This is a genomic window from Pseudoalteromonas sp. SCSIO 43101, assembly GCF_023650775.1.
GTDB lineage: Bacteria > Pseudomonadota > Gammaproteobacteria > Enterobacterales > Alteromonadaceae > Pseudoalteromonas > Pseudoalteromonas apostichopi.
In genome coordinates, this window is the sequence record NZ_CP072673.1 from 412479 (window position 1) to 435381 (window position 22903).

Genomic DNA, 22903 nt, shown 5'->3' on the forward strand with positions numbered 1-22903 from the left:
AGCACCGCTAAGGTAACTATGTCTTTTCATAAATCAAATCTTATCTGGCTCGACCTGGAAATGACTGGCCTCGAACCAGCAACAGATAAAATACTCGAAATTGCCACTGTTGTCACCGACAGTGATTTAAACATCTTGGCTGAAGGCCCTGTTATTGCTATTCATCAAAGTGATGAACTGCTTGATGGCATGGACGAGTGGTGTACAACTCAGCACGGTCAATCTGGTTTAACAGCTCGCTGTAAAGCAAGTACTTTCACTGAACAAGATGCTATTGATCAAACATTGGCATTTTTAAAGCAATGGGTGCCAGCGGGTACATCGCCTATGTGTGGTAATTCTATCGGCCAAGACCGCCGCTTTATGAATAAGTACATGCCTGAATTGGAAAACTACTTCCACTACCGTAACCTTGATGTGAGCACAGTTAAAGAACTTGCGCGTCGCTGGAAACCTGACGTGTTAGCACAAGTGAACAAAAAAGGTTCACATCTAGCCCTCGACGATATCAAAGATTCGATCATGGAATTAAAGGTTTACCAAGAAAAATTCTTTAATTTGTAAAAAACATTTGCAAACACATCGGATTATTGTAGAATCCTGCCCCGCTTAAGACGTTAACCCCCGCGGGGTTGGTATGTCTTTAAGTAATTGAATGCGGCACTAGCTCAGTTGCCAGAACGTTTCACCGCAACCTTCAGGTTGTGCGACAACGGACAAATTACTGACTACTTAAAAGCGGCACTAGCTCAGTTGGTAGAGCGCAACCTTGCCAAGGTTGAGGTCACGAGTTCGAGCCTCGTGTGCCGCTCCAATTTCTCACCAAAAGAAATTGGCTTAAGTTTCAAGGGGAAAGTAACTAACTTGAAGCTTGTAACTTAAAACTAGTAACTTATTGTGCGGCACTAGCTCAGTTGCCAGAACGTTTCACCGCAACCTTCAGGTTGTGCGCCAACGGACAAATTACTGACTACTTTAAAGCGGCACTAGCTCAGTTGGTAGAGCGCAACCTTGCCAAGGTTGAGGTCACGAGTTCGAGCCTCGTGTGCCGCTCCAATTTCTCACCAAAAGAAATTGATATAAGTTTCGAGGGGAAAGTTGAAAGCACCAAGCTATTCCAACTTTTAACTTGAGTCTTATAACTAGTAACTTATTGTGCGGCACTAGCTCAGTTGGTAGAGCGCAACCTTGCCAAGGTTGAGGTCACGAGTTCGAGCCTCGTGTGCCGCTCCAATTTCTCACCAAAAGAAATTGATATAAGTTTCAAGGGGAAAGTTGAAAGCATTAGCTTGAAACTAGAAACTTGCAGCTTACAACTTATTTATGCGGCACTAGCTCAGTTGCCAGAACGTTTCACCGCAACCTTCAGGTTGTGCGACAACGGACAAATCACTGACTACTTAAAAGCGGCACTAGCTCAGTTGGTAGAGCGCAACCTTGCCAAGGTTGAGGTCACGAGTTCGAGCCTCGTGTGCCGCTCCAATCTCTAATAAATCCCCAAACACTTTTTAAAAAAATTAGAAGTTAAGATATGCTTGCAGCTTACAGCTAGTTTTAGATCTGACCTTGAATCGTGGCGACAATGCGTCTAGTACCACCATGGTCTCGGTGTTCACCTAAATAGATACCTTGCCAAGTGCCTAGCATTAAACGGCCTTGGTTAATTGGAATAGTGAGTTCTGCACCTAATGTGCTGCTTTTTATGTGGGCAGGCATATCATCATCACCTTCATAATCATGGCGATAATAACTTTGTCGTTCTGGCACAAAATGATTGAAGTGACTTTCCATATCCATTCGTACAGTAGGATCTGCATTTTCGTTAATAGTTAAGCTTGCAGAAGTATGCTGAATGAAAAGGTGTAATAAGCCTACTTTGTATTGCGTTATTTCAGGAAGTTGACGAAGTAGCTCGTCATCAATGATGTGAAAGCCTCGCGAACGAGGCTTCAATTGAATGATTTTTTGCTGCCAGCTCATAGTTTATCAAAGCTAACTTCAATATTGGCGTTACCATCAGCAGAAGTGAATGGAATTAACACCTTGGCACCTTCACATTTATGAGCGATTGTATGTCCTTTACCAGACACGACAACTGGCGTAGCCATATCAAACTCATAGCCTTTTTCGCCGAGTAAGTTTTTAGCGCCACCTGTCACCATGTTAGTAATTTCACCTACCATGTCGGTTACTTCTTCGTTCACCGTATCAGGGCGTTCACCTAGCATTCTTTCCATAATGGTTAGTGCCAGATTTTCATCAAAGGTGATTGAAAGCGAACCTTTAGTTTGTGGGCCAACCATACCAATCAAACCTGATACATCGCCACGGGCTAATTCATCTTTTTTTAAACTAGGTTTGCCCGGCTTTAATTCTGTTTGAGCCATGGTGCTCAATACATTTAATAATGATGATAAAAAAGGGTTGATGAACTCCACATTCATTATTTAATTTCCCTTAGGTTTCGAAATGCCATTAATCATACTTTAAGTGTAGTGGTTGTTTCAAACACCGCACTTATTCTTTGCACTTTTCGCACTTGCCATGTGCTTCGATAGTTTGTCCTGAGACAATAAATCCACTTTCTGCAGCTAAGTTATTAAGCTCATGAGATATTACTGTTGAATGTAATTCTTTTACATAACCACAGCTGTCACAAATTAATAATTGTACAGGGTGAATGTGATCAAAATGATGGCACAACATAAATGAGTTGGTGCTTTCAATTTTATGAATAAAGCCAAGTTCCGATAAGAAATCGAGCGCTCGATAAATAGTGGCTGGTTTTGCGCCTGACTCAGTTAATTTGAGTTGTTCTAATAAGTCATAAGCACCGACACCACCCTGCGCACTAGCTAATAGGCGGAATACTTTTTCACGGATAGGTGTGAAACGTGCACCACGATTATCGCATACTTGTTTTGCTTTACTGACGAGTGATTCTATATTCATCTTCTCTTATCCTTACGCTACCGTGATATACTAACATACTGTATTGTAGTTGCAGTGTTTTTATTCGCTAACACGTTTCAAGGGAGTTTTCTTAATGAATGAATTGTTAGCTGCGTTCATTTTCTTTTTTGCCGTTATTGATCCGATTGGCACTGTGCCCGTTTTTATTGCAGTTACACGTTGGGATGATGCTAAATTTAAGCGCAAAGTTGCGTTAAAAGCTGTTGGTGTTTCGGCACTGGTTTTATTGTTTTTCGTTGTGGCTGGTGAGTTACTTTTAGACGCGATAAATATTCCGCTTTCGGCGTTTCAGATTGCCGGAGGTATTGTTTTATTACTTTTTGCTTTATTGATGATATTCGGTGAAAGTAAACCAGAAACAGAGATCAAAAGCGTTCGAGATAGCACTGAAACCGCTATTTTCCCATTGGCGATACCTTCAATTGCCAGCCCAGGTGCCATGCTAGGTGCGGTATTGATGACCCGAAATACCGAATACACTTGGTATGAGCAACTTATAACCTCATCGATCATGCTTTCTGTATTAGTAATCGTGCTGGTTTTATTACTGCTTGCTACACATGTTCATAAGTTAATTGGTGATAGTGGCGCGAGTATCATTAGCCGGGTGATGGGCTTAATTTTATCGTCAGTGGCGGTTACTAATATTTTAGGCGGTATTGCTCACTACTTTGGTTTAAGTGTTGTCGGCTAGTTTTAATTTAAAGTGCATTTTCAGTGATTTAAACTTTGAATAATTGCCTTCTTTTATCTAACTTTAAAGAAGGCAATATAAAATTTAAGGAACAAAGAATGCTAATCAAAAATGTCGTCTTATCTGTTTTTCTGATTTTTAGTTTAGGTGCTTGCATGGAGCCGACCTATGATAGTGGTAAGCTAAAAGTCATCGAAGTAACAGATCATGATTTTAAAATTAATGGTGAAAGCGCAGTAACCGTGATTGTTGGTCATGCCAATGTGGCGGAATACAGCTTCTCACTTCGTAAAAGTGATTTAAAGAAAGGCACGCTTCTGCAGTCTGTGTCTGACAGTAATCCAAATGTACGTGCTGATGGTACCTTCTTTAGTGAATATTATGTGCAATCAAAAGATCATGATACGCGCGCATCAATTGAAATTGTAGAAATGGATCCTGTTGAGAAAGTAGCGCGAATTGCAGTGGGTGCTAAGCTCGTTAACCTGAAAAACGAAGACTACAAAGAGCTTGAAATCACGGTATTGGAGCTTACAGGACAAAACCTTGAGCATCTTCTAAATGAAGTGAAGATGTAACTTTTCCATTTTTGCTTATTCATCAAAGAAGTGAGTTTGCAGTACACTTCTTCACCTCTTTTCATCATCTGATCTTTGATTAAGCCATGCCGTGAGCTTGCTTCGGTGGTATAATGGCTGCAATTTTTCATTTCGGTGCATACCAATGGGGTATGTGTCATCGCTATTTTTAGCGTTCATCGTATTAGGTAATTTAAGTTGCAAGTAAATGCATTGATCTTAAAAGGGGCCATGTTATGAGCACAACGACATTAAACCGCCGTTTTTCCGTGGCACCCATGTTAGATTGGACTGATCGTCACTGTCGAACCTTTCACCGTAAAATGACTAAGCACGCTGTGCTTTACACTGAGATGGTGACAACAGGCGCTATTTTATTTGGTAAAGGCGATTACTTACACTTTAATGAGCATGAAGGGCCAGTCGCATTGCAACTTGGTGGATCAGATCCTGAAGCTTTGGCTAAGTGTGCAAAATTAGCGGCAGAGCGCGGCTATCATGAAGTTAATTTAAATGTGGGCTGTCCGTCTGATCGCGTGCAAAATGGTCGTTTTGGTGCTTGTTTAATGGCTGAGCCTAAACTGGTTGCTGACTGCGTTGCTGCAATGAAGGCCGAAGTGACTATTCCTGTTACGGTTAAAACTCGTATTGGTATTGATGAGCAAGATTCGTATGAGTTTTTATGTGCCTTAATAGAAGCAAGTCATGATGTTGGTTGTGATGACTTTATTATTCATGCGCGTAAAGCGTGGTTAAATGGCTTAAGCCCAAAAGAAAATCGTGAGATCCCACCTCTTGATTATCCTCGCGTTTATCAGCTGAAAAAAGATTACCCGCAACTACACCTAAGCTTGAATGGTGGCGTGAAAACGATTGCTGATAGTGTGGCGCACCTTGAGTATGTTGATGGCATCATGATTGGCCGTGAGGCGTATAGTAATCCGTTTATTTTGTCTGAAGTAGACGAAAATATTTATGGTGATGAAGCCTTTACACTGAGTCGCCATCAGGTTGTGCGTGCAATGTATGACTACATTGAAGATGAAATGAGTAAAGGCGCTAACTTTTGGCATATTGCTCGCCACATGTTGGGGATTTTCCAAGGCCAACCTGGGGCGCGTGGTTTTAGACGCCACCTTTCAGAAAAGGGTCATGGTAAAGCGGCTGATTTATCTGTTATGGATAAAGCCTTGAGTTTTGTCCCAGAAGCCTAATCACAAAGCCTATTAAAAAAGCCTATTAAAAAGCCACATTTCGTGGCTTTTTTTGATCCTAAAATTTAGTGAAAAAGTTAATTTTTTAGTCAAATTAGTTATTTTTCATTCAGTCACTAGTCAGCCAAAATCTCAATAAATCCACTTCAACTGATTGTATTTAAATAATAAATTTTGTTTATTCGTTAGTTGGCACAAGAATTGGAATCTCCTAGCTGTATTAACCCAATAATCAACAGGAGAGTCACATGGGTGTATTAAATCGCGTAAATGACATTATTCAGGCAAACCTTTCTGCAGCATTAGATAAAGCTGAAGATCCTGAAAAGTTACTTAATCTACTCGTGCAAGAAATGCAGGATGCACTGACTGAATGCCGTGCAACCGCTGCGACATTTTTAACGCAAGAAAAGCAAATGAAGCGCGAAATCGCAGCTAAACAAGCAAAAGTAGCTGACTGGCAAGCTAAAGCAGAAAAAGCACTAAGTAAAGATCGTGATGATCTTGCCAAAGCTGCGTTAGTTGAAAAGCAGCGTTTAACGACAGAAATCGAAGCGCAACAAGCTGAAATGGATAAAGTTGCTGAGTCACTCGCAAAATTGACAGAAGACTGCCAGCGTTTACAAAACAAGCTTGCGGATGCAAAAGCCAAACAGCTGACTTACATGCAAAAAGAACGCGTTGTTACAGCACGTTTAAAGGTTAAAGAGCAGCTGCATAGCAGTAAAGTTGAAGATGCATTAGCACGTTTTGACTACTTAGAGCAGCGCGTTGAAAACATTGAGTCACAAGTTGAAGCGTATGAACTTACGCAAAGTGATGCCGCAAATTCAACAGCAGCGCAAATTGCTGCCCTTGAGAAAGATGAAGCAATCGATAAACAGCTTGCTGATTTAAAAGCAACGATGAAGCAGTCGGCTTAGGAGGTTTATGATGAATACTTATCACACATCGACACGTTGGTACCGTGATCTGAGTAACAAAAAGATCTCGGGTGTGTGTAGCGGACTCGCTGCACGCTTAGGCTTCCCTGTGTGGTCAACCCGTTTGGTAATGATCATACTACTTATTCAAATGCCGCTGTTAATTGGCGTGGGTTACTTAGTGGCTCATTGCACTTTACCAGTAAAAGGCTACTAGGAGTCGATCATGAAAACGTTAGCTATCATCGTTCTAGCAATGTTACTACTATGCACTGATGTAGTTTCATTTGTATCGTTTGACTCATGGCAGTTGCCCTTATCAATTGCTGATATGAGTTGGGCTGGCCTTGAGGTCATCGGAGCAATTGTAGCTGTGATTGCTGTCGTTGCTGGTGTTGCGCTATTCACTATTGGTCTACTTGGCGCAGGTGTTGTTGCTCTGATTGGTGTTGTGCTTGCGTTTTTATTTGGCTCAGTAATGATTGCATGGCCTCTTTTATTGATCGCAGCATTGTGTTGGTTGATCGCCGATAACAAAAAATCACCAGCTTAAGGTACTATTAAACTGCCTTAATACATAAAATATGCTAAATTTAGCGGGTAAGTTAATGTCTTAACAAGGATTAAAACATAATGAAACTATGGCCCGCACTCTCTTTTCTTACCGCAAGTTTAATCACGAGTACCTTTTCATTTGCCCATAGTGGCCATGACCATAATGATGTTGCTGAAGTAACCGTAAGCAACGCGCAGGTACGTGAGTTTTTACCAGCCAGTAAAGCAAGTGTTGCTTATTTAACTATTACCAACCCAAGTGAGCATGCAACAGTACTAACTAAAGCGGAACTGGATGGTTTAGGACGTGTTGAAATCCATCAGCATACCCATGTTGATGGCATGATGAAAATGGAGCAGGTTTTATCATTAAAGATCGATGGTCATAGCAGTGTTGAGTTTAAACCAGGTGGTTATCACTTAATGGTGTTTGAACCTGAAGATCAACTAAAAGCAGGGCAAGAGCGTAAACTCACGCTATATTTTAATGATGGCAATCGAGTTTTCACCCAAGCCAAAGTTGTGTCTTTACAAGAAATGTCTGAACAGGCAGCACAAAAAAGTAAAGAGCACTCACATCACTAGGAGGTATTATGTCTGAGCATAAAGGAAAAATAGCCAGTGCATTACTTATTGTATTAATTATTTTTTACGCGATTGCTGTTTACTGGAGTAGTGAGCCGGATCGCATGGATGTTGTTAGCAAGGCAAAACAAGAAGCGCAACTGCGTGGCGAAAAGTTTGTCACTGGCTACACAACAACGTCAACACTGATTGATGTTGCAAGTACATTGTTAAATAAGCCTGGTGGTTATTTATCAAATGATATGATGCCACCTAGTGTGATGATGGATAATATGCCTGCCTGGGAATACGGCGCACTTGAGATGACCCGTGATTTAGTGTTGTCTATGCGTAAAGACTTCAGCCGTTCACAATCGCAATCTACTGAGCATGAAGCTCTAAAAAAAGCCCAGCCACAGTTTAACATTAGCTCTGTTGCATGGGCATGGCCGAGTGCTGAAACAGAGTATCAAAAGGGCATTGATTTATTGGTAGTGTACCGTACTCAAATAGCGGATCAGAACGATCGTGATAGCCAGTTTTATGCCCGTGCTGATAATTTACGCAGCTGGTTAAAAGAAGCTGAAAAGCGACTTGGCAGCTTAAGTCAGCGATTAAGCGCGAGTGTTGGTCAAGACCGTTTGAATACAGATTTAGCTGGCGACACTGCAGCTCATCAAGCAACTTATACACCTTTGCAAAACCAAGTGAAAACATCTTGGTGGCAAATTGATGATGTGTTTTATGAATCTCGTGGTGCAACGTGGGCATTACTGCACTTTTTACAAGCGGTTGAATATGATTTTGCTGATGTATTAGAAAAGAAAAATGCTCGTGTTAGTCTGCAACAAATTATTCGTGAATTAGAGGCCACACAAGAAACAGTGTGGAGCCCAATGATTTTAAATGGCAGTGGCTTTGGTTTTGTAGCTAACCACTCATTGGTCATGGCGAATTATATTTCTCGAGCCAATGCGGCTCTAATTGAACTTAGCGAACTTTTAGCGCAAGGATAAAATGATGAAAAAGTACTGTTTAGCAGCAGCCCTTTCAATGGCTTGTTTAGCCCCAACAGCGCAAGCTGATACATTATTAGGTTTATACTTAGGTGTTGATGGCTGGCAATCAGATAACAGCGGTAGCTTTGCTCAAGACGGAAACTTACAAAGCTTTAAATTTGATGATGAAACGTTTACGAGCTACTACGCAGCGCTTGAGCACCCAGTGCCGTTAGTACCAAACATTAAACTAAAATACACTGAGCTTGAGTTAAATGGTGATACCACCCTAGATGAAACCTTTAGCTTTGGTGGTTCAGATTACGTTGTAGGTACGCAAGTAGGCACTGTCAGCGATTTATCACACATCGACTATATTCTCTATTACGAAATCTTTGATAATGATTTAGTTTCTATTGATTTAGGTGTGAATGCGAAACAATTCGACGGTGAAATTACGGTAACGGGTACATCGCAAGATGGTGGCCAAAACACGACTGAGCGAGTTGATTTCTCTGGTTTCGTACCTTTAGTTTATGGCCGTGCTGAAGTTGGCTTACCATTAACGGGTTTAAGCGTATTCTTTGAAGGTAGTTTACTAGCTATTGACGATAGCAAAATTCAAGACTATCAGGCGGGCATTGCATACGCTTTACTTGATAACTTAGCAATTGATATGGATATTAAAGCGGGCTACCGCTCAATGACATTAGAGCTTGATGATATTGATGATATCTACACTGACTTAGATGCATCAGGCCCATTTGCGGGTATTCAAATCCACTTCTAATCGAGCCATTCGATTTATACTAAGCTGGCTGCTTTATTTTAAAGCTTGCCAGCTTACTTCAAATTCATCTTCTAATGCTGTTGATAATATTTGCTTATAAGCTTTGTTTATTGGCGATGCAATTAGCTTTCGTAACTCATCACCCGTTTGAGTAAACTTATAATAACTGAGTACCAAGTCATTACTTTTCGCTATTAGAACCAAGCGTTGATTCATAAAGCTCAGTACTAGTTCTTGGCCTGCTTTTAAAACGGCTGATTCGATTTCTTTTCGGTATAGTAAGTTAATATCCATTAAGGTAAGAATATCAGGAAAGCTAACGGGAGTTTTTCCTAAGTTAAATGACACTTTGTTACCCTTTCTGAGCAAATCAAACAGCGATGGTTTTTTATAAAAGCCGAGTAAAATTAAGTGGCTGTTGTCTTTTTCATTAAAGCCACACAGTGATGTACAGCGTTGAAGGGCATCAGCTTCTCGCTGAGTCATGTGTTTAAGTGTTTGCAGGCTTTTAATTGAAAAGGTACCCGGTGAGACTGTTTCACCAGCTAGTATTTTCGCCCACAGTTTCTGCATTGATGAGTTCGCTGTGTCTTCACATAAACTAATAAAACGCTCTATCCAATCAAAATCGGGCTGTTGTTGACCAGTAACATCCGGGCAAAAAGCCATGGCCATCGACATAATGGTTTCGATATTTTCTTGGCGCTTTATAAATTGAATTTCTTGGCGAGTTTGGGCGCGCTCTAAAAGGCTGGCTTGAGCTCTTATTTGATAGGCTAGCTGTTGCTGACCTTGTGCTGAGTAGCTGTCATTATCAGCATGGTTAATCCTAGCAGATGAGGCTTTATGAATTGGATAGCCGAGCTGATTTTCTATGATATTAGCAAGATTAACTCTCGCTTGAGCTGCTTTCACTGTCATCGGTAGCAATCGCCTTCTCTTTTGTTGCTAACTGCGCATGGGTTTTGATGTTATTGAGCGCCAGCTTTACTGTGTTATTGAGAATATACTGGCTTAATAAAGCAAGGTAGCCACCAATAATTGGGGTATTAACCTCACCATTTAGTGAACACTCAATATTAACGTTATCGCCTTCAGGTAAATAGCGGATAGTGCCTTGGGTAATGTGTTCTTTATTAAATAATATATTAAATGAAAGCTGAGTATTGTCGAGTTGGGTGATGGTCATTTCACCTTCGCCAAAGCGACTTTGCCAAAATTGATGTGCACCAACGCCCTGACTTGGCTCAGCAATGATAAATTTAATGCTCGGGTCCACTGCCTGCCATGGTTGCCACTTTGGCCATTGACTAAAGTCGCCAACAAGACTCGCAATCTCGGCGCCGCTTGCGTTCACTTTAATTGACTTGTGAACTGTATATTGCGGTGAAAGCATCAGTCCAATGACAAGTGAGATCAGAATGCCGATAAAAATCGCTTTTAGGGTAAAAATGAGTATTTTAATAGTCTCACCTCAGGCAATTGTTTTATAACTTTCATAACATTATACGTAACATAGACTATAATCTGTTTGATACTATATAAGCTATCACTAATGTATCATAGTTAAATAAGTGATAGAATTTTGAGCGTCGCTGTAAAATGGAGTGGAACCATGGTTACAGTATTATGGGCATCACTCTAAGGAATTATTAATGGCATCAGAGAGTAACGACTTTTTGTTTAGTGACCAAGATGACGAACAGTTAGTGGATGAAACTGTCTCTGATTTTTGGGACGTATTAATTGTCGATGATGATCCAGAAATACATTCAGTGACTAAGCTTGCTCTTTCAGGGGTTGAGTTCTGGGACAAAGGCTTGCGGTTCCACCATGCCTATTCAGGTGCAGAAGCACTCGAATTACTTAAAAATGATCATTCGATTTCGGTGATTTTACTTGATGTAGTCATGGAGTCAGATGATGCTGGCTTAAAAGTTGTAAAGCAAGTTAGAGAATGCCTCAAAAATCACAACGTGCGAATTATTTTACGAACCGGACAACCAGGTTATGCACCTGAAGAAAAGGTTATCCGCGAATACGATATAAACGACTATAAAACCAAAACAGAACTAACACGTAGTAAGCTTATTACTGCACTTGTTACTGCTATTCGCTCATATGAGCAAGTTTGTCAGCTAGAATTTCAAAGCCGCGCTTTAAATAATATTTTGTATGCATCAAAAGCCATTCTTGGTTTTACCGATATCAAAGCTTTTTCGATGGCGGTTATCAAACAGCTTTCAATTATTTTGGATTGTGAACCGCAAGGCTTACTGTGTGGTTCAATCGAAGATGATAATCAGGTTTATGTTTTAGGCGGTTGCGCTCAATACAATGAGTTTATAGGTCAAGGTGTTGAGCAACTTGATGATGGTCGTATCATCATGCAAGTGAATAATTGCTTGGCGCAAGGTGAACATCAACATACGGATATTGACAGTACATACTTACTCAAAAGTAAAAATCGCCAAGCAGCTATTTACTTAGAAACCGAGCACACGCCAAGTCCTTCGCAATTACAATTTGCCGAGATATTCCTGACTAATGTCAGTGTTGGCCTTGATAATGTTAGATTGTTCAACCGTTTACGCGATGCTGCATATAAAGATATTTTAACTGGCTTATCGAATCGTAATGATTTCATGAATAAAGTTGAGCGTTACTATCAACCGGGTAAAAGTGATTTTGTATTTTTATTAATTGATGTTGCGCAATTCTCTGATATTAATAACGGCTTAGGTCAAGAGATCGGTAACTTATTACTGAACGCAATTGTCGATAGGTTACAACAAGAGTACCCTAATGCTGAGTTGCTCTCACGTATTGGTGCAGATGTGTTCGGTCTATTGTTACCAGTTAATGAGTGTGATGTTGAGCTACTTCGCGAGCATTTAAGTTTGCCTTTTAATGCGGGCGAACACATTTTGCCAATCAATTTTAACATCGGTTTATGTTATCAAGGTGACTTTCAAAAAGCGGGAATTGAGACATTAAAACTGGGATACATTGCTCTTAACCAAGCTAAAAAACAATCTTCTGAAATGGTGGTGACTTATACCCCAGATATGGAAGAGAAAATGGCGTGGCGTTTAGGTATCATCAGACAACTTCGCCAAGATTTCGAACAACGTAAATTAGAGGTTTGGTTTCAGCCGCAACTTGATTTAAATACCCTTGAGATTATTGGCTGCGAAGCGCTGCTTCGTTGGCCTTCGGGTAATGGTCAGTATATTTCACCGGCGATTTTTGTTCCTATGGCTGAAGATGCAGGCTTAATTGTTGATATAGGCCAGTGGGTGCTAGAGCAAGCATGTTTGCAGCAAAAACGCTTAGAAGCATTAGGCTTTTCAATAAGTATTGCTGTGAATGTGTCGGTGCCACAATTTAAAGTTAAAGGCTATGCACAGCAAGTTAAAGACACTTTAACAAAATACAATGTAGAGCCGCAGTTTATCGAACTTGAAGTAACCGAAAGTGTGGTTATGGATGAACTAGCTAATGTGATCACGACATTAAAAGAGCTTAAAGAGTTTGGCATTGAGATTGCGATTGATGACTTTGGTACAGGGTTCTCGTCGTTGAGTTATTTGCAAAAATTGCCGCTTGATAGACTTAAAATTGATCGTGCTTTTATTAAAGATTTACCAGGTCAAGATTGTCAGGCGATTGCAGCGTTAATTATTTCTCTTGGTGCAAGGTTAGGCTTAAAAACTATTGCAGAAGGGGTCGAAACACAAGCGCAAGCAGATTATTTAGCCCAGCTTGGCTGTGATGAAGTGCAAGGCTTCATGTACGCTAAGCCTATGCCAGAAAAAGAGTTAATTACCTACCTGCAAGCTAGGCAATAGCCAGTTCCAGTAAGTGCATACTAATTAAACAGCGCCCTCCTATGTGAAGGGCGTTTTGTTTTCTATAATAATCCATAAGAGTGAGGTATAATTCGCCCCTTTTGTTAGCAGAGTACACTTTATGAGCGCATTAAAAGCCGAGCGAGGCCTGTTTTCTTACCCTAAGTATTGGGCTGAATGCTATGGCACGGCGCCATTCTTACCGACCACTCGTGCAGAAATGGACGCGTTAGGCTGGGATAGCTGTGACGTGATCATTGTCAGTGGTGATGCATATGTTGATCACCCAAGTTTCGGTATGGCTGTGATTGGCCGCATGCTTGAATCGCAGGGTTTTCGCGTTGGTATTATTGCGCAGCCTGACTGGAACTCGAAAGATGCCTTTATGGCGTTAGGCAAGCCTAACTTATTCTTTGGTGTTACGGCGGGTAATATGGACTCGATGATCAACCGTTATACCGCTGAAAAGCGTATGCGTCATGATGATGCATACACGCCAGGTAACATAGGTGGTAAACGCCCTGACCGTGCGGTGGTTGTATATAGCCAACGTTGTCGCGAAGCTTATAAAGATGTGCCGCTGATCATCGGTGGTATTGAGGCGAGTTTACGTCGTATTGCTCATTATGATTACTGGCAAGAAAAAGTACGCCGAAGTGTTCTGTTTGATGCCAAAGCCGACATTTTAATTTACGGTAATGCTGAGCGTCCACTTGTTGAAGTGGCTCACCGTATTGCCGCAGGTGAGTCGGTCGAGACAATTCAAGATATACGTGGTACCGCGGTAATTCGTAAGGAACCATTGCCGGGTTGGCGTGGTAGTGACTCTACAGCTATCGATAAAATCGGTAAGATTGATCCAATTCCAAACCCGTATGGCGCAGATGATGTGGGTTGTAGTAAATCTGAGTTTAAAAAAGCGGGTATTGATCTAAGTGCTGAAGCAGCCAAACCAATAACTGTTCAGCCTGCACGTCCTAAACCATGGGAAAAGACCTACGTTAAACTGCCAGCGTTTGAGCAAGTGAGTGTGAATAAGCCGCTTTATGCCCATGCGTCGCGTATTTTGCACCAAGAAACAAATCCAGGCTGTGCACGTGCGTTATTTCAACGTCATGGCGACCGTTCTATTTGGGTAAATCCGCCAGCATTTCCACTAGAAACAGAAGAAATGGATGGTGTATTTGGTTTGCCATACCAACGTATTCCGCACCCAAGTTATGGTGATGACAAAATCCCTGCGTATGAAATGATTAAAACCTCAGTGAACATTATGCGTGGCTGCTTTGGTGGTTGTTCTTTCTGTTCGATCACAGAGCACGAAGGGCGTATTATTCAAAGCCGTTCAGAGCAATCAATTATTGATGAAATTGAACAAATTCGTGACAAGGTACCGGGCTTTACAGGGGTTATTTCTGACTTAGGTGGACCGACTGCGAATATGTATAAGTTGCGCTGTAAGAGTAAAAAAGCAGAGAGTACTTGCCGTCGTTTATCATGCGTTTATCCTGATATTTGTAAGCATATGGACACGGATCACACGCCAACCATTGAGCTTTATAAAAAAGCCCGAGATGTGAAGGGTGTGAAGAAAATCTTAATTGCTTCAGGCGTACGCTATGACTTAGCAGTTGAAGATCCACGCTATGTAAAAGAGCTGGTTACCCATCACGTAGGCGGGTATTTAAAAATTGCCCCTGAGCATACCGAAGATGGCCCATTATCTAAGATGATGAAGCCGGGTATGGGTGCTTATGATAAGTTTAAAGAGCTATTTGATAAATACTCAAAAGAAGCAGGTAAAAAGCAGTATCTGATCCCGTACTTTATTTCTGCTCACCCAGGAACTAAAGACGAAGACATGGTTAATATGGCGCTTTGGTTAAAGAGTAATGACTTTAAGCTTGATCAAGTACAAAACTTTTATCCGTCGCCAATGGCCAACGCAACGACGATTTATCATACTGAGATGAACTCGTTACGCAATATTAAAAATAACACTGAGCAAGTGCCTGTACCAAAAGGCGCCCGCCAGCGTCGTTTACACAAAGCGATTTTACGTTACCATGATCCTGCTGGTTGGCCGATGATCCGTGAAGCGCTAAGAAAAATGGGCAAAGCGAATCTAATCGGTAAGGGGCCAAACTGTTTGGTACCTGAAGAAGGTCGCAACGAGAAAGCAGCTAAAGGGAAGGGCGGTAAAGGCCGCGCGGCACTGACTCGTCATACCGGTTTTAGCCAGTTTAAAAAGGCCAATACTAAACCAAGAGTTGGTAAAAATAAGCAGCGTGCAAGTAAATAGAAATAAATACGGCCCTTAAAGGGCCGTTTTCAGATTAGATTAATAACCACGTTGCAGTACCTAAGAAGGCAAAGATACCGACAATATCGGTAACGGTTGTGAGTACCACACTGCCAGCGAGGGCAGGGTCAATTTTCATTTTCTTGAGAATTAATGGAATGCTTGCACCCGCAATACCTGCAGCAACCAGGTTCATAAACATTGCAAAGGCTAATACTGCACCGAGCTTAAAGTCCCATTGCCATAGGGCAACAACACCGGCAATTAATATCGACCAAATAACGCCATTCAGTGCGCCAATCGCTAATTCCTTGAGTAATAAGAAGCGTTGGTTAGTTTGATTAATATGGCCAACGGCTATACCACGAATAACCAGTGTTAAAGTTTGACTGCCTGCAACGCCACCCATTGAAGGTACGATACCATTGAGTACTGCCAAAATAGGCAAAATTGCTAAGGTATTTTCAAAAAAGCTTGCCACAATTGCTGCTAGCAATGCGGTTAATAAGTTAACTCCAAGCCAAATAGAGCGACGTTGCGAACTTTTTAGCACTGGCGCAAAGGTATCTTCTTCGTCATCAAGACCAGCGAGGCTTAGCATGCTATGTTCAGCATCTTCGCGGATTACGTCAACGATATCATCGATGGTAATACGACCTAGCAAGTGTGCGTTGTCATCAACAACCGGGGCTGAAATCCAGTTATGACGTTCGAAAAGTTGTGCTACATCACTTTCATCCATTGAAATAAGTATAGACTCACAATCTTCATCCATTAAATCGCGAACAATTTTATCAGATGGGCTTGTCAGCAGTGTAGTTAACGAAAGTGCTCCTAGGAAGCAGTTATGCTTATCAACAACGTATAAGTCATCAGTGCCTTCTGGTAGCTCACCTCGTAGGCGTAAATAGCGTAGCACTACATCTAAAGTAACATCTGGGCGAATTGTTACCGTATCGCTGTTCATCAAGGCACCGGCAGAGCGCTCTTGATAAGAAAGTGCCTGAGTAGCCCTTTCTCTATCTTGCGAGTCCATTGCACTAACTACGTCTTGATATACGGTATCAGGAAGGCTACGTAAAACCTCACCTAAGTCATCGTCGTCCATGTCCTCGGTGGCGGCAGCAATGTGCTCAGGTTCCATCTGCGCAATAATACCAAGACGTACATCTTCAGACAGTTCTTCTAGAACATCACCACGCACATCTGGATCAACCAGCTGCCAAAGCATACGACGAATTTTATGGGGAGAAGACTCAAGTAAAAGGGCTGTATCACAAGGCGCCGTTTTGGCTAACATACCGCGCACTTGAACAAATTGACCACTATTGAGTGACTTGGTCACTTGTTTGAGTTGTTGTAGTGGGTAATCTTGTTCAAAGGCTTCTGGCATTGGCGTCCTTACAACTGAAAAAAGTTTATATAGGCTGAGCAAATACAGCATAGTTGCTTTGTGGTGTATTTGCAGAGATATCGTCGCACTGTGATAAATTTATTAAGAGTTTTGCAACTTAGAAAAGCGAGCGATATAAAAGTAGGATATTTAAAGGGAATTTAAAATATCCTAATTAAGTTTACCGTAAATCTTGAAGGCTTAGCAAATGCTATTCTTGCTCGTGAAAGCGCTGTGCGATTAATTCACCGATTGCAGTTAATGCTGCATCAGCATCAGGGCCTTCACAAACGACTCTAACTTCTTTACCTTGACTGCTTTCAAGTAGCATTAATGCCAATACGCTGTCACCTTCAGCTTCTTTATCGTCTTGATAAAGCGTAATTTTAGCATCAAATTGTAGTGCTAATTGGGCTAAAACAGTGGCTGCGCGAGCATGTAAGCCGAGTTTGTTTTGAATTAAAAAGGTATCTTCAGCGCGCATTATAATAGTGCCTAATTAAATGTCTTGTTCACGGTGGCGAATTTTTACATTGTCATGGCTTTTAGCAAAACTCTCACCAATTGTTTGCGCTAAGTAAACAGAGCGATGTTGGCCACCAGTACAACCAATGGCAATGGTAAGGTAACTTCGGTTGTTACGCTCTAAATGTGGTAGCCATGTTTGTACAAATGTTTGAATTTGCCATGTGAACTTTTGCACTATGCTGTGGCTAGCTAAGTAATCTTTTACTGGTTGATCTAGACCCGTTAGCGGCTTCAAATCAGGTTCCCAGTGTGGGTTAGGTAAAAAACGTGCATCAAATACGTAATCAGCTTCTTTTGGAATACCGTGTTTAAAGCCGAAAGACATAAAAGTGATAATCAGTTTTTTATCCTTTTTACCCAAAATCTTTTCGCGAATTGATTCAGCTAACTGATGAACACTGAGATCTGTGGTATCAATCATAAAATCAGCACGAGTGATCAACACATCGAGTAAGACTTTTTCTTGTTTAATGGCCAGATCAAGTGGCAAAGAATCAATGGATAATGGGTGTAAACGACGAGTCTCTGAAAAGCGTTTTATCAGGGTTTGGTCATCACTGTCTAAGTAAAAAAGTGTTGGATTTGCGAAACCTGGAAGGTACTCAAGAATATCATTAAATTCTTGCTGCTCTTTTGGAAGGTTACGCACATCAATACTGACCGCTATTTTATCGTAGTTATCTGATACGCTACGCACGAGCGAAGGCAGTAAATTGACTGGAATATTATCAACGCAATAATAACCTAAGTCTTCAAGTACTCGTAAAGCGACCGATTTACCTGAGCCTGAGCGACCGCTGATAATGATTAATTCCATTTATGCCTCTGCTGATATAACCTGAAACAGTTGCTGATCGGTAGTAGCACTACGCAGCTGTTTACAAAACTCTTTATCTTTAAGTCTATCAGCAATTGTTGATAAGGTCTTTAGATGAAGCTGAGAGTCACCATCTGGTACGATGAGTGCTACAAAAATGTCAACAGGGCGATTATCAATTGCATCAAAATTGATTGGGGATTCACTCACTATGACAAACGCCTGAGGTTCATCGGCGCCACTCATTCGGCCATGTGGAATAGCAATACCTCGGCCAATACCAGTGCTACCTAGCTTCTCTCGGTTGAGTAAAGCATTTAGGATATCTTGTTGAGATAAATGAGGAAGCTGCTGGTGAGCCAGTTCGCTGATATATTCAAGAATTCTTTTTTTGCTATTAAAAAGGACCGCAGCTTTGCTGCAGTCCTGATTAGTAAGTGAACTTAGTTTCATAATTTAATGTCGAGCTAATTTCTCTTTGTGTTTAATGACTTGGCGATCAAGCTTATCGATCAACGAGTCAATGGCTGCGTACATATCTTGATGTTCTGTAGAAGCGAACAATTCGCCTCCGTTTACATGTAAAGTTGCTTCTGCTTTTTGGCTTAATTTTTCTACATCTAGAATGACATGAACATTATTAATATGGTCAAAATGCCTTTCTAGTTTCGCAAACTTGGTGTTTACATAGTCTCTTAATGAATCAGTGATTTCTACATGACGACCAGTTAAATTTAGTTGCATAAGCATTTTTCCTTCTATGTAAAACGTCTAAATCAAACTCTTACGCTGATTAGACGGAGGTATTGCTAGAGACTCACGATATTTTGCAATTGTACGTCTAGCTACTTTAATTCCTTGCTCAGCCAATATATCTGCAATTTTGCTATCACTCAATGGTTTAGCCGAGTTTTCTGCAGCGACTAACTTCTTGATTAAAGCGCGTATTGCTGTTGAAGAACACTCACCACCATTTTCAGTGCTGACATGGCTTGAGAAGAAATATTTCAACTCAAAAATACCCCTAGGGGTATGCATATATTTTTGCGTTGTTACTCGTGAAATCGTCGATTCATGCATTTCGACCATTTCAGCAACATCATTTAGCACCATCGGCTTCATTGCTTCTGGGCCATGCTCAAAGAAAGCTTGTTGTTGTTGAACGATACAGTTGGTCACTTTTAATAGTGTATCGTTACGGCTTTCTAAGCTCTTAATAAACCACTTTGCTTCTTGTAAGTGAGAGCGAATAAATTGGCTGTCGCTACTTGATTTAACAGAGCGAGACATAGCCGCATATTGGCTGTTCACTCTAATCTTTGGCATACTATCTGGGTTTAACTCAACCACCCAGCGACCTTTTACTTTTTTCACTGATACATCAGGTATGACGTACTCAGACTCTTCGCGTACTATGCTATCCGCAGGCTTAGGGTTTAAGCTGTGAATTAGCGTCATTACTTCTTTAAGCTCATTTTCTTTAAGCTTAGTCTTTTTCATCAAAGTTCGATAGTCGCGACTCGCTAATAATTCGATATGCTCAGATAAAACCATTTTAGTTTCAGCTAAATATGGCGTGTTTGCATCGAATTGGCGAAGTTGAATACACAGGCATTCCTGTAAACTACGCGCCCCAATACCGACAGGATCAAACAATTGAATTCTCTTTAGGACCGCTTCGACTTCATCAAGTTCGATTTCTTCTTCATCACTATTTTGATTAAAGCTCTCGACGATATCTTCACAGCTTACCGTTAAAATACCAGAGTCATCGATAGCCTCAACAATTGCCACAGCAATCGCTTCATCAGTCGGACTAAAGGGAGTTAGCTGTAATTGCCACATAAGGTATTCGTGAAGGGTTTCGGTCGATGCACCTTGATAAATAGATTCATCTTCTGGCATTGGCCCTGATGATGTTGATGGAGCGGCACTCATGTACTCATCCCATGTAACATCCATGGCTAAATCGTCACTTACAGTGTCTTTATTTAGAGCATCACTGCTTTCTTGTTCATATTCGCTAGGTGCTTCGTCTGCAGAAGCGCTGACTTGCACATCGTCAGATTCAGCTTTTTGCTCATTTTTGCCGATGCTTTCTTCGTTGTAATCCGCTTCTTCCACTTCAAGTAAAGGGTTACTATCTAGCGCCTCTTGAATTTCTTGTTGGAGATCCAATGTACTGAGCTGCAACAAACGAATAGCTTGTTGCAGTTGTGGAGTCATTGTAAGTTGCTGGCCCATGCGCAGCTGTAATGATTGCCTCATGTATCCCTAACAATCCTTTTTTTAAGTTATCGATAACTGTGCAAAGACAGTTAAGTTATTATCGATTTATTGTCATTGTTATAAGTCTAGCAGATGCTCTAGTCGGTGGCGTAATGGTTACAGCCTAAATTGCTCGCCTAGATAAACATCGCGTACAGTTTGGTCAGCTAATACGTGCTCAGGTGTGCCTGATGCAATTAGCTCCCCATGAGAAACAATGTAGGCTTTTTCACAAACATCAAGGGTTTCTCGAACATTATGGTCAGTAATTAGTACACCAATACCACGATTTTTTAGGTGCTCAATAATTTTCTTTATATCTAACACTGAAATTGGATCAACACCAGCAAAAGGCTCATCTAAAAGGATAAATTTAGGATTAGCGGCTAATGCGCGAGCAATTTCAACGCGGCGACGTTCACCACCAGATAGCGCCATACCTTGACTATCACGGATGTGTTGGATGCTAAATTCATCTAATAAGCTATTTAGAGTTTCTTCCCGCGTGGTTTTATTTAGATCTTTACGAGTCTCTAAAATAGCCATCAAGTTTTGGTAAACTGTTAACTTTCGAAAAATCGAAGATTCTTGCGGTAGATAACCAATACCCAACCTCGCACGGCTGTGCATTGGCAAAAGGGTAATATCGTTATCATCGATGCTAATTTTACCTTTGTCGCTCGGAACTAGGCCTACAATCATGTAAAAAGTCGTGGTTTTACCAGCACCATTTGGGCCAAGCAAGCCAACAATACTGCCTGCTTCAACTTCCAGACCGACATTTTTAACCACTTGGCGGCCTTTGTAGCTCTTAGCTAAAAGCTCTGCTTTTAATGTGCTCATGGTTGGCCTTTATTGTCTTTTTTATTTTCAACAGGTACTAAAATAGTGTGTACACGATCTGATGAGTTTTCGTCTTTTTCAGCACTGATAAGCTGCTGAGCCATATCATAGGTAATGCTTTTCGCTGTTACTTTTTGACCAGCTTGGGTAACTTCAGCTTCACCGTTTAAGGTTAAGAAGCGTTTCGCAACATCATAACGAACTTCTTCAGCACTGGCGCTCATTACGGAACCATCCGTTTGTTTTTCTTCGAAGTAAGCTGGTTTGCCTGTTGCAATAATTAGCTCTACAGTACCTTCGGTATCACCGCCGTGTGCTTCAAGACGTTCTGCTGTAATACGACGATTACCATGCACGATCTCTACGTTACCTTCAAATATGCCAACGCCATCTTTTAGTTTACCAACTTGGCGATCTGAGCTAATGCTAATTTGTGCGCCAGTTTGCTCGGCAGCGGTGCCGGAAAACGCAATCAATAAGCTTGGGATCAGGAGTAATTTCTTCAGTTTATTGGTCATAGTATATGGTTCGTGTATGGTTAGTTAACTCAACAATTTCGGTTTTTAAATCGGCTTTTAAGCCTTTACCGGTAATCTTTAAATTCGGTCCTGTTAGTGTTACAGGTTGCTTTGAAAACATGGTCATTTTATTAATGTCGACATTAATGTTTTCTGCTTTTATATCTTCGATCATACCGTTATGGGTTAAGTTTTTAGCAACTACATCCCCTTCAAAAATCAGCTGATCATTTTCGTATAAAGTGGCTTCTTTGGCTTTTACTTGCCAAACCTGCTGGTCGCCATAAATAGTAAATACAGGTTGCTCAAAAAAGGTAAACCCTAATTGTTGATACAACTCCATTTTAGCCGCAGCTACTTTATGACTGATTTTTCCTTGCTCGTCATAAGCAGTTTGCTTTAACGCCACCGCAGTGTAATCAGGCGTTGCAATGATCTCGTCTTCACTAGTTATTGTGTCTGCTGATTGATTAAAGTACGGATACCACAACCACACCATGCAACAAACAAAAACAACACTCAGTAAAATACGGGCTATATTCATGCGCTGGTTCCATCGCTAGTTAACGGCTTACCGTTTTCTAACATCAGTAAATCAGTTAATTCACGCACGGCTCCAAAGCCACCTGGTAATAATGTGGTGTAATGAGCCAGCTTTTTAATTAGTGGGTGTGCGTCGTTAACAGCAACAGCAAACCCTACTTTTTCCATTACTGGTAAGTCTGGACCATCATCACCAATATAGGCAATTTGCTCATCAGTTAGCCCCAGTTTATCCTTTAACTCTTGATAAGCAATTAGCTTATCTTCTTGTCCCTGATAAATGTGCTGAACTGTTAGGCTAGTCATTCGCTGCTGAACTATTTGTGAATGGCGGCCAGTAATGACTGCCACTTCAAAACCACTATTTATGAGCGCTTTAATACCAAAGCCATCTTTTGTATTGAATGCTTTAAGTTCTTCGCCATCATTGCCTAAATAAATTCGGCCATCAGAAAAAACACCATCAATATCGCAGATTAGCAATTTTACTTTTTGTGCGCGCTGACTCACATCAGGGCTAAGAGGCTGGTAAAGCTCGGCGAATGTCATTG

General features: G+C 41.1%; 27 protein-coding genes and 4 tRNA genes. 16 read left to right on the top strand and 15 right to left on the bottom strand.

Annotation, left to right across the window (positions count from 1 at the left end; all coding sequences use genetic code 11):
- Window positions 1–18 precede the first annotated feature (18 nt).
- The 5 genes from orn (at window position 19) to J8Z25_RS01985 (ending at window position 1482) form a co-directional block, all read left to right on the top strand.
- Complete coding sequence (gene orn / locus J8Z25_RS01965; protein WP_063702754.1) at window positions 19–564, top strand: oligoribonuclease; 546 nt, start codon at window positions 19–21, stop codon at window positions 562–564.
- A gap of 174 nt (window positions 565–738) precedes the next feature.
- Window positions 739–814: transfer RNA gene (locus J8Z25_RS01970), tRNA-Gly, on the top strand.
- Between the two features lie 166 nt (window positions 815–980).
- Window positions 981–1056: transfer RNA gene (locus J8Z25_RS01975), tRNA-Gly, on the top strand.
- Between the two features lie 101 nt (window positions 1057–1157).
- Window positions 1158–1233, top strand: a tRNA-Gly gene (locus J8Z25_RS01980).
- Between the two features lie 173 nt (window positions 1234–1406).
- A tRNA-Gly gene (locus J8Z25_RS01985) sits at window positions 1407–1482 on the top strand.
- A gap of 72 nt (window positions 1483–1554) precedes the next feature.
- Here the strand turns inward: J8Z25_RS01985 and J8Z25_RS01990 are convergent.
- The 3 genes from J8Z25_RS01990 to J8Z25_RS02000 form a co-directional block, all read right to left on the bottom strand.
- Window positions 1555–1980, bottom strand: coding sequence for a secondary thiamine-phosphate synthase enzyme YjbQ (locus J8Z25_RS01990; RefSeq protein ID WP_130049848.1), 426 nt, complete (start codon window positions 1978–1980; stop codon window positions 1555–1557).
- Entirely contained in the window at window positions 1977–2444 is a 468-nt protein-coding gene (locus J8Z25_RS01995; protein WP_054554140.1) for a chemotaxis protein CheX, read from the bottom strand. Before J8Z25_RS01995 ends, J8Z25_RS01990 begins: the two co-directional genes overlap by 4 nt.
- 73 nt (window positions 2445–2517) lie before the next feature.
- Window positions 2518–2952 (bottom strand): transcriptional repressor, encoded by a 435-nt coding sequence (locus J8Z25_RS02000; protein WP_054554141.1) that lies wholly within the window; start codon window positions 2950–2952, stop codon window positions 2518–2520.
- 94 nt (window positions 2953–3046) lie between these two features.
- Between J8Z25_RS02000 and J8Z25_RS02005 the strand changes: the two genes are divergently transcribed.
- From J8Z25_RS02005 to J8Z25_RS02045, 9 genes are all read left to right on the top strand, one after another.
- Window positions 3047–3667: a MarC family protein gene (locus J8Z25_RS02005; protein WP_130049847.1), complete on the top strand. Its 621-nt coding sequence runs from the start codon at window positions 3047–3049 to the stop codon at window positions 3665–3667.
- A gap of 98 nt (window positions 3668–3765) precedes the next feature.
- Window positions 3766–4245 carry a hypothetical protein gene (locus tag J8Z25_RS02010; protein ID WP_130049846.1) on the top strand — a complete coding sequence of 160 codons (480 nt, stop codon included), beginning with the start codon at window positions 3766–3768 and terminating at the stop codon, window positions 4243–4245.
- A 236-nt stretch (window positions 4246–4481) separates the two neighbouring features.
- Window positions 4482–5459: a tRNA dihydrouridine(20/20a) synthase DusA gene (gene dusA, locus J8Z25_RS02015; protein WP_130049845.1), complete on the top strand. Its 978-nt coding sequence runs from the start codon at window positions 4482–4484 to the stop codon at window positions 5457–5459.
- A gap of 248 nt (window positions 5460–5707) precedes the next feature.
- Entirely contained in the window at window positions 5708–6382 is a 675-nt protein-coding gene (locus J8Z25_RS02020) for a PspA/IM30 family protein (RefSeq protein ID WP_167658741.1), read from the top strand.
- 10 nt (window positions 6383–6392) lie between these two features.
- Window positions 6393–6599, top strand: a complete 207-nt coding sequence (locus J8Z25_RS02025; protein WP_054554145.1) for a PspC domain-containing protein — start codon at window positions 6393–6395, stop codon at window positions 6597–6599.
- A 9-nt stretch (window positions 6600–6608) separates the two neighbouring features.
- A complete protein-coding gene (locus J8Z25_RS02030) occupies window positions 6609–6935 on the top strand; it encodes a hypothetical protein (RefSeq protein WP_130049843.1) in 327 nt (108 codons plus the stop codon).
- An 80-nt stretch (window positions 6936–7015) separates the two neighbouring features.
- On the top strand, window positions 7016–7522 hold the full coding sequence (locus tag J8Z25_RS02035) for a copper chaperone PCu(A)C (protein ID WP_130049842.1): 507 nt from the start codon (window positions 7016–7018) through the stop codon (window positions 7520–7522).
- 8 nt (window positions 7523–7530) lie between these two features.
- Window positions 7531–8517, top strand: a complete 987-nt coding sequence (locus tag J8Z25_RS02040) for a DUF2333 family protein (protein WP_130049841.1) — start codon at window positions 7531–7533, stop codon at window positions 8515–8517.
- A 4-nt stretch (window positions 8518–8521) separates the two neighbouring features.
- A complete protein-coding gene (locus J8Z25_RS02045; RefSeq protein WP_130052207.1) occupies window positions 8522–9289 on the top strand; it encodes a TIGR04219 family outer membrane beta-barrel protein in 768 nt (255 codons plus the stop codon).
- Between the two features lie 33 nt (window positions 9290–9322).
- Here the strand turns inward: J8Z25_RS02045 and J8Z25_RS02050 are convergent, their stop codons facing one another.
- Both J8Z25_RS02050 and J8Z25_RS02055 read right to left on the bottom strand, forming a co-directional pair.
- The gene (locus J8Z25_RS02050; RefSeq protein ID WP_167658739.1) at window positions 9323–10210 is read right to left on the bottom strand and encodes a TIGR03899 family protein; all 888 of its coding nucleotides are present in this window, start codon (window positions 10208–10210) and stop codon (window positions 9323–9325) included.
- Complete coding sequence (locus J8Z25_RS02055; protein ID WP_284693407.1) at window positions 10179–10685, bottom strand: SRPBCC family protein; 507 nt, start codon at window positions 10683–10685, stop codon at window positions 10179–10181. The genes J8Z25_RS02050 and J8Z25_RS02055 overlap by 32 nt, the downstream gene beginning before the upstream one ends.
- A gap of 259 nt (window positions 10686–10944) precedes the next feature.
- Here J8Z25_RS02055 and J8Z25_RS02060 point away from each other — a divergent pair, with 259 nt between their 5' ends.
- On the top strand, window positions 10945–13140 hold the full coding sequence (locus J8Z25_RS02060) for a bifunctional diguanylate cyclase/phosphodiesterase (RefSeq protein WP_250661601.1): 2196 nt from the start codon (window positions 10945–10947) through the stop codon (window positions 13138–13140).
- A 121-nt stretch (window positions 13141–13261) separates the two neighbouring features.
- Window positions 13262–15442, top strand: coding sequence for a YgiQ family radical SAM protein (locus J8Z25_RS02065; RefSeq protein ID WP_167658736.1), 2181 nt, complete (start codon window positions 13262–13264; stop codon window positions 15440–15442).
- Between the two features lie 34 nt (window positions 15443–15476).
- On the opposite strand, the gene mgtE is transcribed toward J8Z25_RS02065, so the two are convergent.
- From mgtE to kdsC, 10 genes are all read right to left on the bottom strand, one after another.
- On the bottom strand, window positions 15477–16835 hold the full coding sequence (gene mgtE / locus J8Z25_RS02070) for a magnesium transporter (protein WP_130049836.1): 1359 nt from the start codon (window positions 16833–16835) through the stop codon (window positions 15477–15479).
- Window positions 16836–17046: 211 nt separating this feature from the next.
- Window positions 17047–17319 (bottom strand): HPr family phosphocarrier protein, encoded by a 273-nt coding sequence (locus J8Z25_RS02075; RefSeq protein WP_167658735.1) that lies wholly within the window; start codon window positions 17317–17319, stop codon window positions 17047–17049.
- Window positions 17320–17334: 15 nt separating this feature from the next.
- On the bottom strand, window positions 17335–18180 hold the full coding sequence (rapZ, locus tag J8Z25_RS02080; protein WP_130049834.1) for an RNase adapter RapZ: 846 nt from the start codon (window positions 18178–18180) through the stop codon (window positions 17335–17337).
- Entirely contained in the window at window positions 18181–18633 is a 453-nt protein-coding gene (gene ptsN / locus J8Z25_RS02085) for a PTS IIA-like nitrogen regulatory protein PtsN (RefSeq protein WP_130049833.1), read from the bottom strand.
- Window positions 18634–18636: 3 nt separating this feature from the next.
- A complete protein-coding gene (gene hpf, locus J8Z25_RS02090; protein WP_036971325.1) occupies window positions 18637–18924 on the bottom strand; it encodes a ribosome hibernation promoting factor in 288 nt (95 codons plus the stop codon).
- 27 nt (window positions 18925–18951) lie between these two features.
- Window positions 18952–20448 (bottom strand): RNA polymerase factor sigma-54, encoded by a 1497-nt coding sequence (locus J8Z25_RS02095; protein ID WP_130049832.1) that lies wholly within the window; start codon window positions 20446–20448, stop codon window positions 18952–18954.
- A gap of 117 nt (window positions 20449–20565) precedes the next feature.
- Window positions 20566–21291: an LPS export ABC transporter ATP-binding protein gene (gene lptB / locus J8Z25_RS02100; RefSeq protein ID WP_062566533.1), complete on the bottom strand. Its 726-nt coding sequence runs from the start codon at window positions 21289–21291 to the stop codon at window positions 20566–20568.
- Window positions 21288–21809: a lipopolysaccharide transport periplasmic protein LptA gene (lptA, locus tag J8Z25_RS02105; RefSeq protein WP_130049831.1), complete on the bottom strand. Its 522-nt coding sequence runs from the start codon at window positions 21807–21809 to the stop codon at window positions 21288–21290. The genes lptB and lptA overlap by 4 nt, the downstream gene beginning before the upstream one ends.
- Window positions 21799–22353 carry an LPS export ABC transporter periplasmic protein LptC gene (lptC, locus tag J8Z25_RS02110; protein ID WP_130049830.1) on the bottom strand — a complete coding sequence of 185 codons (555 nt, stop codon included), beginning with the start codon at window positions 22351–22353 and terminating at the stop codon, window positions 21799–21801. Before lptC ends, lptA begins: the two co-directional genes overlap by 11 nt.
- On the bottom strand, window positions 22350–22901 hold the full coding sequence (kdsC, locus tag J8Z25_RS02115; protein WP_054561100.1) for a 3-deoxy-manno-octulosonate-8-phosphatase KdsC: 552 nt from the start codon (window positions 22899–22901) through the stop codon (window positions 22350–22352). Before kdsC ends, lptC begins: the two co-directional genes overlap by 4 nt.
- Window positions 22902–22903: the final 2 nt, after the last annotated feature.

What these genes read in the sequence shown, in the direction of transcription:
- orn (WP_063702754.1), top strand. Translation starts at nt 19, where the DNA reads ATGTCTTTTCATAAATCAAATCTTATCTGGCTCGACCTGGAAATGACT.
- J8Z25_RS01990 (WP_130049848.1), bottom strand. Translation starts at nt 1,980, where the DNA reads ATGAGCTGGCAGCAAAAAATCATTCAATTGAAGCCTCGTTCGCGAGGC.
- J8Z25_RS01995 (WP_054554140.1), bottom strand. Translation starts at nt 2,444, where the DNA reads ATGAATGTGGAGTTCATCAACCCTTTTTTATCATCATTATTAAATGTA.
- J8Z25_RS02000 (WP_054554141.1), bottom strand. Translation starts at nt 2,952, where the DNA reads ATGAATATAGAATCACTCGTCAGTAAAGCAAAACAAGTATGCGATAAT.
- J8Z25_RS02005 (WP_130049847.1), top strand. Translation starts at nt 3,047, where the DNA reads ATGAATGAATTGTTAGCTGCGTTCATTTTCTTTTTTGCCGTTATTGAT.
- J8Z25_RS02010 (WP_130049846.1), top strand. Translation starts at nt 3,766, where the DNA reads ATGCTAATCAAAAATGTCGTCTTATCTGTTTTTCTGATTTTTAGTTTA.
- dusA (WP_130049845.1), top strand. Translation starts at nt 4,482, where the DNA reads ATGAGCACAACGACATTAAACCGCCGTTTTTCCGTGGCACCCATGTTA.
- J8Z25_RS02020 (WP_167658741.1), top strand. Translation starts at nt 5,708, where the DNA reads ATGGGTGTATTAAATCGCGTAAATGACATTATTCAGGCAAACCTTTCT.
- J8Z25_RS02025 (WP_054554145.1), top strand. Translation starts at nt 6,393, where the DNA reads ATGAATACTTATCACACATCGACACGTTGGTACCGTGATCTGAGTAAC.
- J8Z25_RS02030 (WP_130049843.1), top strand. Translation starts at nt 6,609, where the DNA reads ATGAAAACGTTAGCTATCATCGTTCTAGCAATGTTACTACTATGCACT.
- J8Z25_RS02035 (WP_130049842.1), top strand. Translation starts at nt 7,016, where the DNA reads ATGAAACTATGGCCCGCACTCTCTTTTCTTACCGCAAGTTTAATCACG.
- J8Z25_RS02040 (WP_130049841.1), top strand. Translation starts at nt 7,531, where the DNA reads ATGTCTGAGCATAAAGGAAAAATAGCCAGTGCATTACTTATTGTATTA.
- J8Z25_RS02045 (WP_130052207.1), top strand. Translation starts at nt 8,522, where the DNA reads ATGAAAAAGTACTGTTTAGCAGCAGCCCTTTCAATGGCTTGTTTAGCC.
- J8Z25_RS02050 (WP_167658739.1), bottom strand. Translation starts at nt 10,210, where the DNA reads ATGACAGTGAAAGCAGCTCAAGCGAGAGTTAATCTTGCTAATATCATA.
- J8Z25_RS02055 (WP_284693407.1), bottom strand. Translation starts at nt 10,685, where the DNA reads ATGCTTTCACCGCAATATACAGTTCACAAGTCAATTAAAGTGAACGCA.
- J8Z25_RS02060 (WP_250661601.1), top strand. Translation starts at nt 10,945, where the DNA reads ATGGCATCAGAGAGTAACGACTTTTTGTTTAGTGACCAAGATGACGAA.
- J8Z25_RS02065 (WP_167658736.1), top strand. Translation starts at nt 13,262, where the DNA reads ATGAGCGCATTAAAAGCCGAGCGAGGCCTGTTTTCTTACCCTAAGTAT.
- mgtE (WP_130049836.1), bottom strand. Translation starts at nt 16,835, where the DNA reads ATGCCAGAAGCCTTTGAACAAGATTACCCACTACAACAACTCAAACAA.
- J8Z25_RS02075 (WP_167658735.1), bottom strand. Translation starts at nt 17,319, where the DNA reads ATGCGCGCTGAAGATACCTTTTTAATTCAAAACAAACTCGGCTTACAT.
- rapZ (WP_130049834.1), bottom strand. Translation starts at nt 18,180, where the DNA reads ATGGAATTAATCATTATCAGCGGTCGCTCAGGCTCAGGTAAATCGGTC.
- ptsN (WP_130049833.1), bottom strand. Translation starts at nt 18,633, where the DNA reads ATGAAACTAAGTTCACTTACTAATCAGGACTGCAGCAAAGCTGCGGTC.
- hpf (WP_036971325.1), bottom strand. Translation starts at nt 18,924, where the DNA reads ATGCAACTAAATTTAACTGGTCGTCATGTAGAAATCACTGATTCATTA.
- J8Z25_RS02095 (WP_130049832.1), bottom strand. Translation starts at nt 20,448, where the DNA reads ATGAGGCAATCATTACAGCTGCGCATGGGCCAGCAACTTACAATGACT.
- lptB (WP_062566533.1), bottom strand. Translation starts at nt 21,291, where the DNA reads ATGAGCACATTAAAAGCAGAGCTTTTAGCTAAGAGCTACAAAGGCCGC.
- lptA (WP_130049831.1), bottom strand. Translation starts at nt 21,809, where the DNA reads ATGACCAATAAACTGAAGAAATTACTCCTGATCCCAAGCTTATTGATT.
- lptC (WP_130049830.1), bottom strand. Translation starts at nt 22,353, where the DNA reads ATGAATATAGCCCGTATTTTACTGAGTGTTGTTTTTGTTTGTTGCATG.
- kdsC (WP_054561100.1), bottom strand. Translation starts at nt 22,901, where the DNA reads ATGACATTCGCCGAGCTTTACCAGCCTCTTAGCCCTGATGTGAGTCAG.